At 36.4% G+C, this 17,021-nt stretch carries 14 protein-coding genes and 2 riboswitches; all 14 genes read right to left on the bottom strand.

Annotated features, from left to right (window positions below; all coding sequences use genetic code 11):
* Positions 1-127 precede the first annotated feature (127 nt).
* Entirely contained in the window at positions 128-1,654 is a 1,527-nt protein-coding gene (gene purH / locus T335_RS0118875) for a bifunctional phosphoribosylaminoimidazolecarboxamide formyltransferase/IMP cyclohydrolase (RefSeq protein WP_026478906.1), read from the bottom strand.
* A gap of 12 nt (positions 1,655-1,666) precedes the next feature.
* Positions 1,667-2,290 carry a phosphoribosylglycinamide formyltransferase gene (gene purN, locus T335_RS0118880; protein WP_026478907.1) on the bottom strand — a complete coding sequence of 208 codons (624 nt, stop codon included), beginning with the start codon at positions 2,288-2,290 and terminating at the stop codon, positions 1,667-1,669.
* The gene (gene purM / locus T335_RS0118885) at positions 2,278-3,315 is read right to left on the bottom strand and encodes a phosphoribosylformylglycinamidine cyclo-ligase (RefSeq protein ID WP_026478908.1); all 1,038 of its coding nucleotides are present in this window, start codon (positions 3,313-3,315) and stop codon (positions 2,278-2,280) included. Before purM ends, purN begins: the two co-directional genes overlap by 13 nt.
* Before the next feature lies 1 nt (position 3,316).
* Positions 3,317-4,747, bottom strand: a complete 1,431-nt coding sequence (gene purF, locus T335_RS0118890; protein WP_026478909.1) for an amidophosphoribosyltransferase — start codon at positions 4,745-4,747, stop codon at positions 3,317-3,319.
* A complete protein-coding gene (gene purL / locus T335_RS0118895) occupies positions 4,732-6,933 on the bottom strand; it encodes a phosphoribosylformylglycinamidine synthase subunit PurL (protein ID WP_026478910.1) in 2,202 nt (733 codons plus the stop codon). Before purL ends, purF begins: the two co-directional genes overlap by 16 nt.
* Positions 6,926-7,606 (bottom strand): phosphoribosylformylglycinamidine synthase subunit PurQ, encoded by a 681-nt coding sequence (gene purQ / locus T335_RS0118900; protein ID WP_026478911.1) that lies wholly within the window; start codon positions 7,604-7,606, stop codon positions 6,926-6,928. Before purQ ends, purL begins: the two co-directional genes overlap by 8 nt.
* 520 nt (positions 7,607-8,126) lie before the next feature.
* Positions 8,127-8,366 carry a phosphoribosylformylglycinamidine synthase subunit PurS gene (purS, locus tag T335_RS0118905; protein WP_026478912.1) on the bottom strand — a complete coding sequence of 80 codons (240 nt, stop codon included), beginning with the start codon at positions 8,364-8,366 and terminating at the stop codon, positions 8,127-8,129.
* A gap of 12 nt (positions 8,367-8,378) precedes the next feature.
* The gene (purC, locus tag T335_RS0118910; RefSeq protein ID WP_026478913.1) at positions 8,379-9,089 is read right to left on the bottom strand and encodes a phosphoribosylaminoimidazolesuccinocarboxamide synthase; all 711 of its coding nucleotides are present in this window, start codon (positions 9,087-9,089) and stop codon (positions 8,379-8,381) included.
* Positions 9,090-9,135: 46 nt separating this feature from the next.
* Entirely contained in the window at positions 9,136-9,645 is a 510-nt protein-coding gene (gene purE / locus T335_RS0118915; RefSeq protein ID WP_026478914.1) for a 5-(carboxyamino)imidazole ribonucleotide mutase, read from the bottom strand.
* On the bottom strand, positions 9,638-10,819 hold the full coding sequence (locus T335_RS0118920) for a 5-(carboxyamino)imidazole ribonucleotide synthase (protein ID WP_026478915.1): 1,182 nt from the start codon (positions 10,817-10,819) through the stop codon (positions 9,638-9,640). Before T335_RS0118920 ends, purE begins: the two co-directional genes overlap by 8 nt.
* Positions 10,820-11,063: 244 nt before the next feature.
* Positions 11,064-12,398, bottom strand: coding sequence for an NCS2 family permease (locus T335_RS0118925; protein ID WP_242837331.1), 1,335 nt, complete (start codon positions 12,396-12,398; stop codon positions 11,064-11,066).
* A gap of 154 nt (positions 12,399-12,552) precedes the next feature.
* A riboswitch (purine riboswitch) is annotated at positions 12,553-12,654 on the bottom strand.
* A 127-nt stretch (positions 12,655-12,781) separates the two neighbouring features.
* A complete protein-coding gene (guaA, locus tag T335_RS0118930; RefSeq protein WP_026478917.1) occupies positions 12,782-14,314 on the bottom strand; it encodes a glutamine-hydrolyzing GMP synthase in 1,533 nt (510 codons plus the stop codon).
* 50 nt (positions 14,315-14,364) lie between these two features.
* Positions 14,365-15,822, bottom strand: a complete 1,458-nt coding sequence (guaB, locus tag T335_RS0118935) for an IMP dehydrogenase (RefSeq protein WP_026478918.1) — start codon at positions 15,820-15,822, stop codon at positions 14,365-14,367.
* A 576-nt stretch (positions 15,823-16,398) separates the two neighbouring features.
* Positions 16,399-16,500, bottom strand: a riboswitch (purine riboswitch).
* A gap of 128 nt (positions 16,501-16,628) precedes the next feature.
* Positions 16,629-17,021: a thioesterase family protein gene (locus tag T335_RS0118940; RefSeq protein WP_026478919.1), complete on the bottom strand. Its 393-nt coding sequence runs from the start codon at positions 17,019-17,021 to the stop codon at positions 16,629-16,631.

Genomic DNA, 17,021 nt, shown 5'->3' on the forward strand with positions numbered 1-17,021 from the left:
TGTTAATCCGTTAAAAATTTGTATGTCTGAACGTAGTGAGTTTGCAAATTTTAGGATTTACTATTGAATAAGTTGTTAGAATGATCCATGTAGGAAACTCCATGACGTTGTATCATATTTTTACCCTTTAATGTTTAAAATGCCTCATCCCACTAAACACCATTGCAAGTCCAGCTTCATTACATGCCTTGATAGAGTCGGTATCCTTCATAGAGCCCCCAGGTTGAATGATAGCTGTTACACCAACCTTAGCGGCTGCTTCAACACAATCTGAGAAGGGGAAAAAGGCATCTGAAGCCAGTACACTACCCTTTAGGTCTAGTTTAGCGTTGGTAATGGAGTTTTCCAATGCCCAGATTCTTGAAACCTGGCCCGGACCTATAGCTACTGTCTGCTGATCTTTTACCAAAACAACGCCATTAGATTTTACATGTTTAACAACTTTAAAGGCAAATTCTAAGTCTTCTTTTTCCTTCTGTGAAGGGCTTTTTTCCGTTACTACCTCAAATTTATCCATTAAAGAGTTGTTTTTCTCTTGAACTAAGATTCCTCCTAAAACCTTTTTAATCTCCAAGGAGTCATGATTAGCCTTTATGTTCTCTAATTGAATCAATCTAACATTTTTCTTAGCCTTAAATACTTCTAATGCCTCTTCGGTAAAACTTGGAGCAATAATTACTTCTAAAAATACATCCTTCATTAAGTTTGCTGTTTCTCCGTCTATGGTTCCATTAGTAGCGATTATTCCACCAAATATAGATTGAGGATCGGCTTCATAGGCTTTTTTGTAAGCATTTAAGATACTATCTGCTGAAGCTACCCCACAAGGGTTGGTATGCTTTACAGCAACTACTGTGGGTAAATCGAACTCCTTTAAAAGCTCTAATGCTCCATTGGCATCATTAATATTATTAAAGGATAATTCCTTACCTTGTAATTGTTTCCCCTCAACTAGACTACCCACTTCTTTTCCAAATTCTTTATAAAAAGCTGCCCTCTGGTGGGGATTTTCTCCGTATCTAAGGTCTTGTACCTTCTCGTAGGTCATGGTTAAGGTTTTGGGGAATGGGTTAACCTCTTTTGCAAGATAGTTAGCAATAAGGGTATCGTAATGGCTTGTATGTTGAAAAACCTTTAGAGCAAGGGTATATCTGGTATCATAACTCGTATTACCCTCTGCTTTAATTTCCTCTAATACCTTGCCATAATCTTGAGGGTCGATGATGACCGTTACATCAGTATAATTTTTTGCAGCAGATCGAAGCATTGTCGGTCCACCTATATCAATGTTTTCAATGGCTTCTTCAAGGGCAACGTCTTCCTTCAAGATCGTTTCTTTAAAGGGATATAGATTAATTACTACTAAATCAATCGGCGTAATTTCTAGCTCATTTAGGGTTTCCATGTGTTGTTGATTGTTCCTAATAGCTAATATTCCCCCATGGATTACAGGATGAAGGGTCTTCACTCGACCATCTAAGCATTCTGGAAATCCAGTTACAGAAGAAACATCAATTGCATTAATACCTTCTTCTCTTAATAACTTAGCAGTTCCTCCCGTAGATAAGATCTCAACTCCCAGTTGAGACAGTTTAGTTGCAAATTCCACTATACCACTTTTATCCGAAACACTAATTAACGCTCTTTTAATCATGTCATCACCTCATTATAATAGTTTAACCCGATTCCCCACTACCTCAATTTTACCTTCTGCAAAGAGTTTTACAGCCAAAGGTAGTAACTGATGCTCTATTTTTAGAACCTTCTTTTGAATTGCTTCTGCTGTATCTTCAAACTCAACTCCTACTGATTCTTGGAGAATAATTGGACCTCCATCGGTTTCTTCATTTACGAAATGTACCGTAGCCCCTGTCACTTTAACACCTCTTTTAATTACTTCCTCATGCACTCGGAGTCCGTAATACCCCTTTCCCCCAAAGCTGGGAAGAAGGGAAGGATGAATGTTAATGATTCGGTTGGAGAAGGTCTCAATGAAACTAGAGGGGAGAATTGCCAAATAACCTGCTAAAACAACTAGATCAATTTCTTCCTTCTGTAAAATTTCCAACAGTTTTGAATCCCGCTCTTCTAAATTAGGATAGGTATGGCGATCTAGCACCACTGTCTTTATATGATGGTTTGAAGCCCTCGTTAGTCCATAGGCGTCTACTTTATTCGATATTACCAATTTAATTTCAGCAGCAATATCACCCTTCTCAATACTGTCGATTAAGGCCTGAAGATTACTGCCTCCCCCAGAGATTAAAACTGCTATTTTTATTTTTGACATAAAACCACCTGTCTTTGACCTTGTGTTATTTCTCCAATTAAATAAGCCTCTTCACCTTGTCCTTTTAACACTTCAAGGGTTTTATTTACTTCTTCAGCCTTTACCACCAACATCATACCGATCCCCATATTAAAGGTTTTATACATTTCTTCTGTTGAAATATTACCCATTTCTTGAATCACACTAAAAATTGGAGGCATCTTCCAACTATCTAATTGGATAGAAGCATTGACTCCTTCTGGTAAGATTCTTGGGATATTTTCGTCGAACCCACCACCAGTGATATGAACAATTCCCTTTACATCTACTTCTTTTAATAGGGCTAATACTGGTTTTACATATATTTTTGTTGGAGTTAATAGTTCTTCTCCTAAGGTTTTACCCAGGGCTTCTATCGGCGTTTCACTTGTCATTCCCTTCACTTCAAAAAATAACTTTCTTACAAGGGAGTATCCGTTGCTATGGATTCCGCTTGATGGTAACCCAATAATCATATCCCCCGGTTCAATCTCTTTACCTGTAATTAGCTTTGATTGATCTACGATGCCAACTGTAAAACCTGCCACATCGTACTCACCATCTGAATAGAAACCTGGCATTTCTGCTGTTTCTCCTCCAATTAGAGCACAACCAGCCTTTTTGCACCCCTCTGCTACACCCTTTACAATCTCTGAAACACCCTCTGCCTTGAGCTTCCCAGTGGCAACATAGTCTAAAAAGAAAAGAGGTTGAGCACCTTGGCATAGGATATCGTTAACGCACATTGCAACACAATCTTCACCAATGGTATCATGTTTGTCCATCATAAAGGCGATCTTTAATTTTGTTCCAACACCATCAGTTCCAGAAACTAAAATGGGTTCCTTCATTCCTGTTAAGTCTGGCTTAAAAAGACCACCAAAACCACCGATATCCGTTAAGACTCCAGGGGTAAAGGTTCCTCTAACATGTTCCTTCATTAAATTGACAGCCCTTTGGCCTTCTTCAGTATCTACACCTGCACTGCTGTAGGTCATATTTTCCATATTAGTTACCCCCTTTAAGTCTCTCAAACAACTTAAAATTATCATTTTCCTTCATCACATTAATTGGGTAATCCCCGCTGAAACATGCATGGCAGAAGGACTCAGTAGGTAGTCCTGTAGAATTTACTAATCCTTCTAAGCTGATATATCCTAAACTATCGGCTTCAATAATTCTTCTGATTTGTTCTACCGTCTTAATTGCCCCTATCAATTGGTTGCGGTCTGGGGTATCAATTCCGTAGTAGCAACTATGGGATACAGGGGGCGAACTGATTCTTACATGGACTTCTTTTGCTCCAGCTTTCTTAAGGGAGTTTACAATTTGTCTACTGGTGGTTCCCCTAACAATTGAGTCATCAATCATAACAACTCTTTTCCCTTCAATATTCTGTTTTAAAGGATTTAGTTTTAATCTTACAGCTGCTTCCCTTAAGCTTTGATCTGGTTGTATAAAGGTTCTTCCAATATATCTATTCTTGATAAATCCTTCTCCATAAGGTATTCCAGAAGCTTCAGCATAACCAATTGCAGCAGGTATAGAAGTATCTGGTACTGCAATAACCATATCTGCCTCAGCTGGATGCTCTTTAGCTAAGATTCTCCCTGCATTCATTCTTGCTTGATAAACACCCACTCCATCTAAAGTTGTATCGGGCCTTGCAAAATAAATATATTCAAATATACAAGATGCTCTTTTAATTTGCTTTTCTATTTTCTTTATTTTATAGCCATTTTCATCTATCACGACAATTTCCCCAGGCTCGATATCCCTTACAAATTCAGCTCCTAAAACATCTAACGCACAGCTCTCAGAAGCTAGAACATAACCTTCATCCATTTTACCTAAACAAAGGGGTCTTAAGCCATGGGGATCTCTAACACCAATTAATTGTTCTTCTGTCATGACCACTAACGCATAGGCTCCTCTAATTAAGTCCATTGTTCTTTCAATGGCATAAACCATACCTTCATTACTAAATCTCGCAATTAGATTAACAATAACCTCACTATCGATGGTGGTTTGAAAAACAATACCGTCATCCTCTAAACGCTCCCTTAACAATGCAGCATTAACTAAATTACCATTGTGGGCAAGACCTATACTTCCTCTACGGTACTTTACCACAAGGGGTTGGGCATTGGCCACGTAGCTCTCCCCTGTAGTAGAGTATCTAACATGACCTATTCCGATATGACCTTTTAACTTAGCAAAGACTTCATCATTAAATACCTCTTGTACTAATCCCATTCCTTTATGAAAATGGGAATGGATGCCGTTGGTGGTGGCAATTCCTGCGCTTTCCTGTCCTCTATGTTGTAGACTGTGGAGTCCATAATAAACCATTCTAGCTACTTCTACATCTTTATTTCTGTAGACGCCAACAACACCACATTCTTCCTTCAGCTTATCAAGGTTTAATGTATCAAACATTCTAATGCCCCTCTCCATGCATCCTCCATTTGATTAACCGATAAATTAATTACTTCTTCGCTATTAATATTAATTTTAAGTTCTTTTCCTGCAACTTCACCTAGTCGAGTGAAGGGGATCTTCTCCCTTAATAAATTACCTTCAATCTCTTCAAGCACCGACGCTTTAACTGTTATGATAAACCTAGACTGACTTTCCGAGAATAAAGCGACATCTTTTCTTAGTTTAGTTTCAAGATTAATTGTAGCACCTACCCCATGATCCATACAGGATTCTGCTAGCCCTATCGCTAACCCACCTTCACTTAAGTCATGGGCAGATTCTAATAAGCCCTTTTCAATTGATTCTAATACAAAATTTTGAACCTTTTTTTCTAGAGCAAAGTTTAAGTGGGGTACTTCTCCCATTTCTAAATTGTGGATTCTAGCTAGATATTCACTTCCTCCAATTTCATCCTTTGTATCTCCAACAAGGATTATAACATCCCCTTCAGATTTAAAGGCCATTGTACAATGGTTTTCTACATTATCTAACACTCCCACCATACCAATCATTGGGGTTGGATGAATTGCTTGACTCTCCGTTTCGTTATATAAACTTACATTTCCACTGATTACAGGAGTATCTAGTTCTCGGCAGGCTTCTCCGATTCCTACTATACTTTCTCTAAATTGCCAGTAACGATCTGGTTTTTCTGGGTTTCCGAAGTTTAACCCGTCGGTAACAGCTATTGGCTTTCCACCACTGGCTACAATATTTCTTGCTGCCTCGGCTACAGCAATTTTACTACCTTCTCTAGGGTCAAGATAACAATATCTACTGTTACAGTCGGTGGTTAAGGCGATGCCCTTCTTTGTACCCCTTAATTTTAAAACAGCGGCATCAGAACCTGGTTTAACAACAGTGCTGGTTCTAACCATATGGTCGTATTGCTTATAGACCCATTCCTTACTTGCAATATTTGGTGATTTTAGTAACTCCATTATTGTTTGATTTAAGTCAGTTGGTTCTTCTACATCAGAACTAGTAAACTTCTTAACATCTCTATAATATTGTGGTACTTCATAATCTTTATAGTATTTTGGTGCTCCAGAAGAATCTAAGCTATGGGCAGGCATATCTCCAACAACTACGTCCCCTTCTTTTACAATTAGACGTCCATTGTCAGTTACTTTTCCGATAATAACAGAATGGAGGCCCCATTTTTCAACTATTTTAGTTACTTCATCTTCTCTGCCTTTTTCAACGATAATCAGCATTCTTTCTTGGGATTCAGATATCATTACCTCTACCGGTAACATTCCCTTTTCTCTACGGGGAACCTTTAATACGTCTATTTCCATACCACCTTCACCTCTAGTGGCAGTTTCACAGCAGGCAGAGGTTAGCCCTGCAGCCCCTAAATCTTGTATCCCAACAACACTACCTGTTTGTAATAATTCTAGACAAGCCTCCATTAATAATTTTTCCATGAAGGGATCGCCTACTTGAACAGCTGACCTTTTTTCCTCAGACTCATCAGATAGTTCTACAGAAGCAAAGCTTGCTCCTCCCATACCATCTCTACCTGTAGCGGCTCCAACATACATAATTGAGTTGCCAACCCCAGAAGCATTTCCACGATGGATTTTATCATGTTCTATTACCCCTACACACATGGCATTTACTAAAGGGTTTCCGTTATATGAATTATTAAAATTTACTTCTCCACCAACTGTTGGTATCCCAATACAATTTCCATAACCAGCAATACCTTCTACTACTCCTTCTAGAAGATATTTTACCCTTTCGCTATTTTCAACATCACCAAAACGTAGTGAATTTAGTAGGGCAATTGGTCTTGCTCCCATAGCAAAAATATCTCTAATAATACCACCAACACCAGTTGCTGCCCCTTGATAAGGCTCAATTGCTGATGGATGATTATGACTTTCAATCTTCATGGCGATGGCTAGATTATCACCAATATCAACAATACCTGCATTTTCTCCTGGTCCTTGTAATACTCGCTTACCAGTTGTGGGAAAGTGCTTAAATAATGACCTTGAATGCTTATAGCTACAGTGTTCTGACCACATAACACCATACATGTTTAACTCTAATTCATTTGGCTCTCTATTTAGATATTCAACTACTTTAGCATATTCTTCTGCTGTCAAACCAACAGCTTCATAGGGTTTATTCATTTTGCATTTCCCCCTTTAAATGAGTAATAATAGATTGTAAAATAAATCTTCCATCTTCATTGCCTAAAAGAACATCACAAGCCCGCTCTGGATGGGGCATCATTCCCATTACATTTCTTTTTTTATTGCAGATTCCTGCAATATCTAAAAGAGAACCATTTGGGTTTTCAGCATAGGTAAATAGAATTTGTCCATTTTCCTTCAATTGCTTTAAAGTTTCTTCATCTGCCACATAGTTACCTTCCCCATGGGCAATTGGTATATTTAAAACTTGTCCCTTTTCACATTGATTTGTAAAAGGACTATCGTTATTTTCAACTTTAATGCCTACCGTATTACAAATAAATTTTAAGTTTTGATTTCGTACTAAAGCTCCTGGTAAAAGTCTCATTTCTGTTAAAATTTGAAATCCATTACAGACACCAATTAACAGTTTCCCCGCTTCAGCATGCTTTCTTACCGATTCCATAACCTTTGAAAAGCCAGCAACAGCCCCACATCTAAGGTAGTCGCCATAGGAGAAGCCCCCTGGTAAAATAATGCAATCAAATTCATCTATACTCTCTGTATCATGCCAAATATATTCTACATCTTCACCAAAACCATCCTTAAAGGCGTGGTAGAAGTCAATATCACAATTTGAACCTGGAAAAACGATTATTCCGAATTTCATCGTTAGCCCTCCTATTTTTTAAAATTGTTACGGTAGTTAGTTTCCTACTTATATTTAAATTTCTTTAATGATTTTCTTTTCTAGTATTCTTTTTTGTTGCTATTTTAAATGATCTTTTAAAATACTTTTCGGTGCGCTTTGCCCTTTGTATTCTATTTAGATCTTTGATTTTTTCAATCTTTTACACCTTATATGATAAAGAAATCCCTATTCATATTAGCAACTATAGGAATGGGTATATTATTTTCCTTACTCTATATCCATAAGAACCTTAACAACAAACCAATTTTTTATCTTTACTGCCTTATCTCTTTATTTTTTACAATAGAAAATTTATATACCAAGGGAGTATATTTGATCATATGACCAACATTCTCAACGAATGCAGATTAGAAATCGTTAAGGAATTTGCATGTCTGAGGGGTACCGAGTTTGCAAATTCTAGATTTTTTATCGAAAATGAGTTGTAAGAATGTTTCATATTAGCAACTATAGGAATGGGTATATAATTTTCCATACCTTACTCTAACTCAAATCGATAATCCTCAATCACCGTATTCGCCAACAATTTCTCACACATCTCCTTCACTTGTTGCGCTGCAGTTTCTTGAGAAACTTCTCCTAAATCTAACTCAATTAATTTACCTATTCTAACTTCTTCAATGTTAGGATAACCTATCTTCTTTAATGCACCTTGAATTGCTGTTCCTTGAGGGTCTGCGATACTCTTCTTTAGGGTAACATATACTTTTGCTTTCATTTTATCTTCCTCCTATTTCTTAATTCGTTTTAATACTTCTTGATAAGCTTCTTCAACATTACCTAAATCTCTTCTAAAACGATCTTTATCTAATTTTTCATTTGTATCTAAATCCCACAACCTACAGGTATCGGGAGAAATTTCATCTGCCAATATAACTTTTCCTTCATACAGTCCAAATTCTAATTTAAAGTCGATTAATCTAAGGTTTTTCTTTAAAAAGATTTCCTTTAGTGCTTCATTTACCTTTAAAGCTAATTCTTTTATATAAATCACTTCTTCAGCAGTTGCCAATTTTAAAGAAGTAACATGGTCGTCATTAATTAAAGGGTCTCCTAATTCATCGTTCTTGTAGCAAAACTCTAAAACAGGCTTTTCAAGAACAATCCCCTCTGCTAAACCTAATCTTTTCGCCATTGACCCTGCTGTAACATTTCTAATAATTACTTCTAAGGGTAATATTTTAACTGCTTTAACTAGCATTTCTCGTTCGTTTAATAGAGCGACAAAATGATTTTCTATTCCCATTTCAGCTAAATGTTGAAATAGTATAGCCGACATTTGATTGTTAACAGCTCCCTTTTCTCCAATGCTACCTTTTTTTTCACCATTAAAGGCTGTGGCATCATCTTTATAGGTAACAATTAATTGATTCTCCACATCAGTTTTATATACCTTTTTCGCCTTACCTTCATACAACATTTCTAGCTTATTTAATTCCATCTTACCTCTCCCCTTTACTTATATAGGTTTGAACTAAACTCCAACTTTATTTTAAATATTCATGATATCCAATTTCCTCAAGTTTTTTAGCCTTTTCCTCAACCATATCCTTCAGTTGTTTTTTATACTCCCTTAAGTTCTTCTTAACCTTCTCATCCTGTAAAGCAATAATTTGGGCAGCTAGTATTCCTGCATTTTTACTGCCATTAATGGCTACCGTTGCTACTGGAACACCGGGGGGCATTTGTACAATTGAATATAGGGAATCTATCCCATCTAGATTTTTACTCTTTACTGGTACTCCTATCACTGGCAAGTTAGTTAAAGAAGCTACCATTCCTGGCAAATGGGCTGCTCCACCTGCTCCTGCAATAATTACCTTAATACCTTTTTCTTCTGCTTCCTTCCCATACTGAAACATTCTTTCAGGAGTTCGATGGGCTGAAACAATCGTACATTCATAGGATACCTCTAATATGTCTAATATTTCTGCTGCTTCCTTCATGATGGGTAAATCCGAATCGCTCCCCATGATTATTCCAACAACACTACTCATAAATAACCTCCTCTCCAATGACCTTAACTACTTTCTTAGCCCCTTCTGCTTTAACCAATGCTTCTTCTAAACAATCCCCTAATACTGTTATATGTCCCATTTTTCGTTGGGGAGCAGTATTGGTTTTCCCGTAGTAGTGGATAAAAACTTGAGGAAGTTCTAAGGCTTCTCTTCCACCCACTAATTTTGCTTTTCCTTTGTAGCCTGCTTCCCCCAGTAAGTTTATCATGACACCTGGATTAACTAACTTAACATCTCCTAAGGGTAGTTCTAATATCGCTCTGATATGTTGAGCAAATTGAGATACTGTGCAACCTTCTATGGTATAATGTCCAGAGTTATGGGTACGGGGTGCAATTTCGTTAACTAGCACTTCCCCATCTCTAGTTACAAACATTTCAATACAAAATACTCCGATCCCCTCTAATACTTCCATTGTCTTTAAGGCTAACCTTTGGGCCTTTTCCTCTATACTAGAGTCCACCCTAGCAGGAAAAATTGTTGTTCTTAAGATGTTATCTTCGTGGATATTCTCACATAGAGGATAAACCTTCATTTCACCCCTATGTCCCCTTGCAACCACAACGGATATTTCTTTAGTGAAGGGAACAAACTCTTCAATCATTAAGTCCCAAACACCCTTTCCTAAGGTGGTATAGGCTGTATCAATATCATCCCTAGACTTAATCAAATAATTTCCCTTTCCATCATATCCACCTCTGCAACTCTTTAACAATAAGGGATATTCGTAGCTTTCTATTACTTCTGATAAATCTTCAACTGAATCAGCTTTAACCTTTGTAAAGTTAGCAACTGCAATCCCATGTTTTCTTAAAAACTCTTTTTGTATGGCTTTGTCTTGTATCTTCTTAAGGGTTTCAGGTGATGGATAAATTTTATGGCCATCCGTCTTCAATTGAATTAAAATTTCAGCATTAATATGTTCAAACTCATAAGTAACTACATGGCATTTTTCGGCTAGTTCTTTTATTTTTAAAGGGTCATAAAAATCTCCTACAACAAGCTCATCTACAATGGAAGCTGCTGGACAGTCTAGATTAGGGTCTAGCACAACAAAATATATTCCAAACTTCTTGCCTTCTAAAACCATCATTTTGCCCAATTGTCCGCCACCAATTATTCCGACCTTCATTTGATTTACTTCTGTCTCCATTTTTATCCCCCTTCTTTTAATCTAAAATTCAATTTGCATTGTTTAAGCTTGTATCGTCATTTTGTTTAAATTATAATTTATCTTTAAATCATCACATCAATTTATTTTCAATCTTCTGTCCTATTTTTAAATCATCTATTATTTGAATCATCCTTGTAATATTTTAAAGTTTTGTAAACTTGTACCTATAATTTTGAAATTAAAAGCAGCTAAGGAATCTTAGCTGCTTAATTTCCATTCCTTCTTAGTGAGGAAGAATTGTAAATCTTAGGATGAATAAAATTGCTAGAATATACATTGTAGGATGCACTTTATTACCTTTACCTAATACTAACTGAATAATACAGTAGAAGATGATCCCTGCTGCAATACCTTCAGCAATACTGAAAGAGAAAGGCATTAAGGCAATAGTAAAGAAGGCTGGCAGTGCTTCTGAGAAGTCATCAAAATTAATTTGTCTTACAGAACCCATCATCAGAACCCCTACAATAATTAACGCAGGTGCAGTTGCTTCCCCTGGTACCATTAATGCAAAGGGAGCTAAGAATACTGAAAGAATAAATAATACACCTGTTGTCACAGAAGTTAAACCTGTTTTTCCACCTTCTGCTACCCCAGCAGCAGACTCAACAAATGTTGTAACTGTAGATGTTCCTAAGGCTGCACCAGCTGAAGTTGCCACAGCATCTGCTAATAATGCTCTGTTCATATTAGGTAGTTTACCTTTTTCATCTAACATTCCTGCTCTTGAACCAGTTCCAATTAACGTACCAATTGTATCAAACATATCTACTAAACTGAAGGAAATTACAACCGTAAGAACACTAGTAATTGCACCTACAACTCCTGCATTCCCAATATCTAATAAACCTGCAAAGTCCCATTTAAAAAGAGTTGGAGAGATATCTAATGAGAAAGCCATTACTTCCGTATTAGTTACGCCCATTGGGATTCCAAGTAATGCCGTTGCCACAATACCAACTAAAATTGCACCTTTAACTTTTTTAGCCATTAAAATACCAGTAATAGTTATACCAATTACCGCAAGAATAGGACCAGCTGATTTAAAATCTGTTAATGCTAATAAAGTCGCTGGATTACTTACTATGATTCCTGCATTTTTAAAACCTAATAAAGCGATAAATAAACCAATACCACCACCGATGGCATGTTTTAACGAATTTGGAATACCTTCAACAATCATTTCTCTAACGCCTGTAACTGTAAGAAGAATAAATAAGATTCCAGAGATAAAAATAGCTGCTAGAGCTTGTTGCCAAGTATATCCTAAGTGCATAACAACGCCATAGGTAAAGAATGCATTTAACCCCATTCCTGGTGCTTGGGCAAAGGGTAAGTTTGCATATAAGCCCATGATTAATGTTCCTATAGCAGCAGATAAACAGGTAGCCATAAATACTGCATTAAAGTCCATTCCTGCTTGTGATAATATGTCAGGATTTACAAATAAAATATAAGCCATTGTAATAAAAGTAGTAATACCTGCAATAATTTCTGTTTTTACATTTGTTTTGTTTTGTTCTAGCTTAAACTGTTTTTCTAAAAATGATTGTGACACTGTAAAATCCTCCTTTTTAATGTTAGTTGCATAAAAATACCCGGAAGGATAGGCAACTTATAAGTGAAACCTATCCGCCCGGGCTTTTCTCCCCTCGGTGTAGCATCTATTAATGCCTGTACCGCTCGGACCTTTCCATTATGTAGGATGGAACCCTAGGTACACTTTCACTCATAGTAGAATGATTTACGGTCATTCTGTAGAGACTGTCGAACCCTATTATCGACATTATACGAGTCAATATTCAAATGTTTATCAACCTAAATTTATTGTACCAAATGAATTTACTTAGGTCAATATATTTTCGAATATTTTCTTGTTATTTTTGATATAAATATGCCATATATCGAACTATATTATATATTTTGTTGTTTAATATTCGTCTATTCCCATTCTACTGTTGATGGTGGCTTCGAAGTTATATCATACACAATTCGATTTACCCCTTCTACTTCATTGACAATTCTTCTTGACATTCTTTCTAAAACCTCAAAAGGAATACGTGCCCAATCTGCTGTCATGGCATCGGAACTAGTTATCGCTCTAATCCCTATCGTATGGGCATAGGTTCTTTCATCCCCCATTACCCCTACACTTTTAATGTTAGGTAGCACAGCGAAATATTGCCAGATTTCACGATCAAGACCTGCATTTTTAATCTCTTCACGAACGATAGCATCTGCTTCTCTTACAATATGCAGTTTTTCATCTGTTAGTTCACCTAATACCCTAACTGCCAGTCCTGGGCCTGGGAAGGGCTGTCTCCATACAATTTCATCGGGTAATCCTAATTCTGTTCCAACTTCCCTTACTTCATCTTTAAATAGGTATTTAAAAGGCTCTATTAGATCAAACTGCATGTCTTCTGGCAGTCCGCCTACATTATGATGACTTTTAATAACTGCTGCTGTGTCAGTACCACTCTCAATGATATCTGGATATAATGTTCCTTGCACTAGATAGTCGATTTCTCCAAGCTTTCTTGCCTCTTCTTCAAATAAACGGATAAATTCTTCACCGATAATCTTACGTTTTTTCTCTGGATCAGATACTCCTGCTAGTTTTCCCATAAAACGGTCTTTTGCATTCACTCTAATAAAATTTATTTTAAATTTATTTTTAAAGATTTCTTCTACCCAATCGCCTTCATCTTTTCTTAAAAGTCCGTGATCAACAAATACACAGGTTAAATTTTCTCCAACTGCTTGATGAACTAATACCGCTGCTACAGAGGAGTCTACCCCACCAGATAAGGCACAAAGTACTTTTTTATCTCCCACTTGTTCTTGAATCGCCTTTATTTCCTCTTCTATGAAGTTTTTCATGGTCCATATTCCTTCACATTTACAAACTTCATATAGGAAATTCTTAATCATTTCCCTTCCATTTTCCGTATGCTCTACTTCTGGGTGAAATTGTACTGCATAATGGCTTCTTTCTACATTTTCCATTGCTGCCACTGGACAATCAGCTGTTGAGGCTGTAATAATAAACCCTTCTGGTGCTTTCTCTATAAAATCTGTATGACTCATCCAACAAATGGAGTCTTGTTTAATATCTTTAAAAAGTGAGGAACTTTCATTAAGCTTTAGAGCAGTTTTACCATATTCTCTATTTTTAGCTCTATTTACCTTCCCTCCAAGGGTTTCTGCCATTAATTGACCACCATAGCATATTCCTAAGATAGGGATATCTAAATTAAAGATTTCTGGATCACATTTAGGTGCATTTTCGCCATAAACACTAGAGGGCCCACCAGTAAAAATAATACCCTTTGGGTTCTTTTCTTTTATCTCTTCAAGGGTTATCTTATAGGGTACTACCTCACAATAAACATTAAATTCTCTAACTCTTCTAGCTATCAACTGATTATATTGTCCACCAAAATCTAAAACCAGTACTAATTCATTATTCATTTTATTCATCCTTTCCAGTTGGCAATGATCTATCTATATAGAAATCTTAATTATTCGCTTATACTATAATTGGGGGATTCTTTTGTGATGGTGATATCATGGGGGTGACTTTCCCTTAAACCAGCACCAGTAATTCTAATAAACTTACCATTGTCTTGAAGGGATGCGATTGACTCGGTTCCACAGTAACCCATACCGGCTCTTAATCCACCAATTAATTGATATACCGTATCCTTTAATGGACCTTTGTAAGGAACTTTTCCTTCTACTCCCTCTGGTACTAATTTTTGATTTTCTCCTTGGAAATATCGATCTTTACTACCTTTTTTCATGGCAGCAATAGATCCCATTCCTCGATAGGACTTAAAGCTTCTTCCTTTATAGATAATTGTTTCTCCAGGACTTTCTTCTGTACCAGCGAATAATGATCCAACCATCACTACGCCCGCCCCTGCTGCAATGGCCTTTGGAATGTCGCCAGAATACTTGATTCCACCATCGGCAATTACTGGGACACCAAAAGGTTTAGCCGCCTTTGCACAATCATAGATTGCAGTTATTTGTGGTACTCCTATTCCTGCCACAACTCTAGTTGTACAGATTGAACCCGGTCCAATACCAACCTTAACTGCATCAGCTCCAGCTTCTATTAATTCTACCGTTGCTCCACCTGTAGCAACATTTCCTGCTATGACTTGAAGTTCTGGAAACTTAGCCTTTACATTTCTAACGGCATCAATAACACCCTTAGAGTGGCCGTGGGCTGTGTCGATAACAATGACATCTACCTTTGCATGATATAATGCTTCTACCCGCTCTACCATATCATTAGTTACACCGACTGCTGCTCCAACTAAAAGTCTACCTTGTTCATCCTTAGCTGAGTTAGGATACTTAATTGCTTTTTCAATATCTTTAATTGTTATTAATCCCTTTAACATTCCATTTTCATCTACTATAGGTAATTTTTCTATTTTATGCCCCATCAGAATTTCTTCTGCTTCCTTCATGGTGATTCCTTCTAAAGCCGTCACTAAGTTTTCTTTTGTCATTACCTCTGAAATTGGTCTTTGATAGTTCTTTTCAAAACGAATATCTCGATTTGTAATGATTCCAACTAATTTTCCTCTTGTTGCGATGGGAACTCCTGAAATTCGATATCTTTCCATTAATTCTAAGGCATCTGCAACTGCATGTTCTGGCGATAAAAAGAAAGGATCTACGATTACACCATGCTCACTTCTCTTAACTTTGTCCACTTCTAGAGCCTGCTCTTCAATGGTCATATTCTTGTGGATGATTCCAACACCACCTTCTCTAGCCATAGATATGGCCATTTTAGCTTCTGTTACAGTATCCATTCCAGAACTCATTAATGGTATATTCAATTTAATCTTCTTTGTAAGATTGGTGCTGATATCCACTTGATAAGGCAATATTTCTGATTTTGCAGGTATCAATAAAACATCATCAAAAGTTAAACCTTCTTTTACTAATTTGTCCTCCATCGTGTATTCCTCCCTTTGATTTGAAAATATATATAATGAATTTTTTAAAATAAAGATAAACCAATATAAATTCTGGGTTATGGTATGAACCAACTTTCAAATAACTACACTAATAAAAGATTTCCCATAACTTATGGAATTTATAACGAAGTCTTCCTATTTAAATATAAAGGATGACTTCGTTGAAACTCATTACGTAAAGTTCTTTATTTCTAAAAATAATTAGAGACAAACTTTCCTATTCGTTATAACGAAGTCTTCCTATTTAAATATAAAGGATGACTTCGTTGAAACTCATTACGTAAAGTTCTTTATTTCTAAAAATAATTAGAGACAAACTTTCCTATTCGTTATAACAAAGTCTTCCTACCTAAATATATAAAGATGACTTCGTTGAAACTCATTACGTAAGGTTCTTTTTTTCTTAAAAATAATTAGAGACAAACTTTTCTATTGATATAAAAAAAACCGCATAACAATTTCATTTCCATTAGGAGTGAAATTATTATACGGGTTGCATTACAACCATAGGTTATTTAGATTAGTCTCTCTAATCTTGTTTACCCATTGATATCTTAATATAATAACTCCACCCATAGTCAAATGATTTACGGTCATTTGGTAGAAACTGCCGAACCCTATTTTCGGCCTTATATGAGTGAATCGATTAAATTGTTATTAACTAAGTTATCAGATGGGTATATAGATGTCAAGATATAATTCGATTAATTTCTACATATTAATTATATTTAAATTATTTACCAAATAAAAATTGCATAATTGGTATTTTATTCAATTTTTCTTACTTATTTTTTCTGGTTTACTCTTTCTATAAACTTATCCAATTGAATAATATATCTCTCATGGGTGCCTTCCCCAATCTTGTCTTTTTCATCAAAGGCTTCCACCTTAAAAGTTAATTTTTTTCCTTCTACTTTTAATAGTTCTGCAGTTGCATAAGCCTTCATCCCAACGGGTGTAGCAGCTAAATGTTTTACATCTAAATGAGTACCCACCGTCGCAAAGCCTTCTGGCAAATGGGGATCTACTGCCTTTAGGGCGGCCCCTTCCATTAAACCAATCATTAAAGGAGTGGCATAAACCTTAACCCCACCACTGCCAAAGGCTTCAGCTGTGTCCTTCTCTGATACAATTATTTCTAACTTACCTTCCATGCCCACTTTTAAATTAAATTCCAT

The sequence above is a fragment of the Alkaliphilus transvaalensis ATCC 700919 genome (assembly GCF_000621485.1).
GTDB lineage: Bacteria > Bacillota > Clostridia > Peptostreptococcales > Natronincolaceae > Alkaliphilus > Alkaliphilus transvaalensis.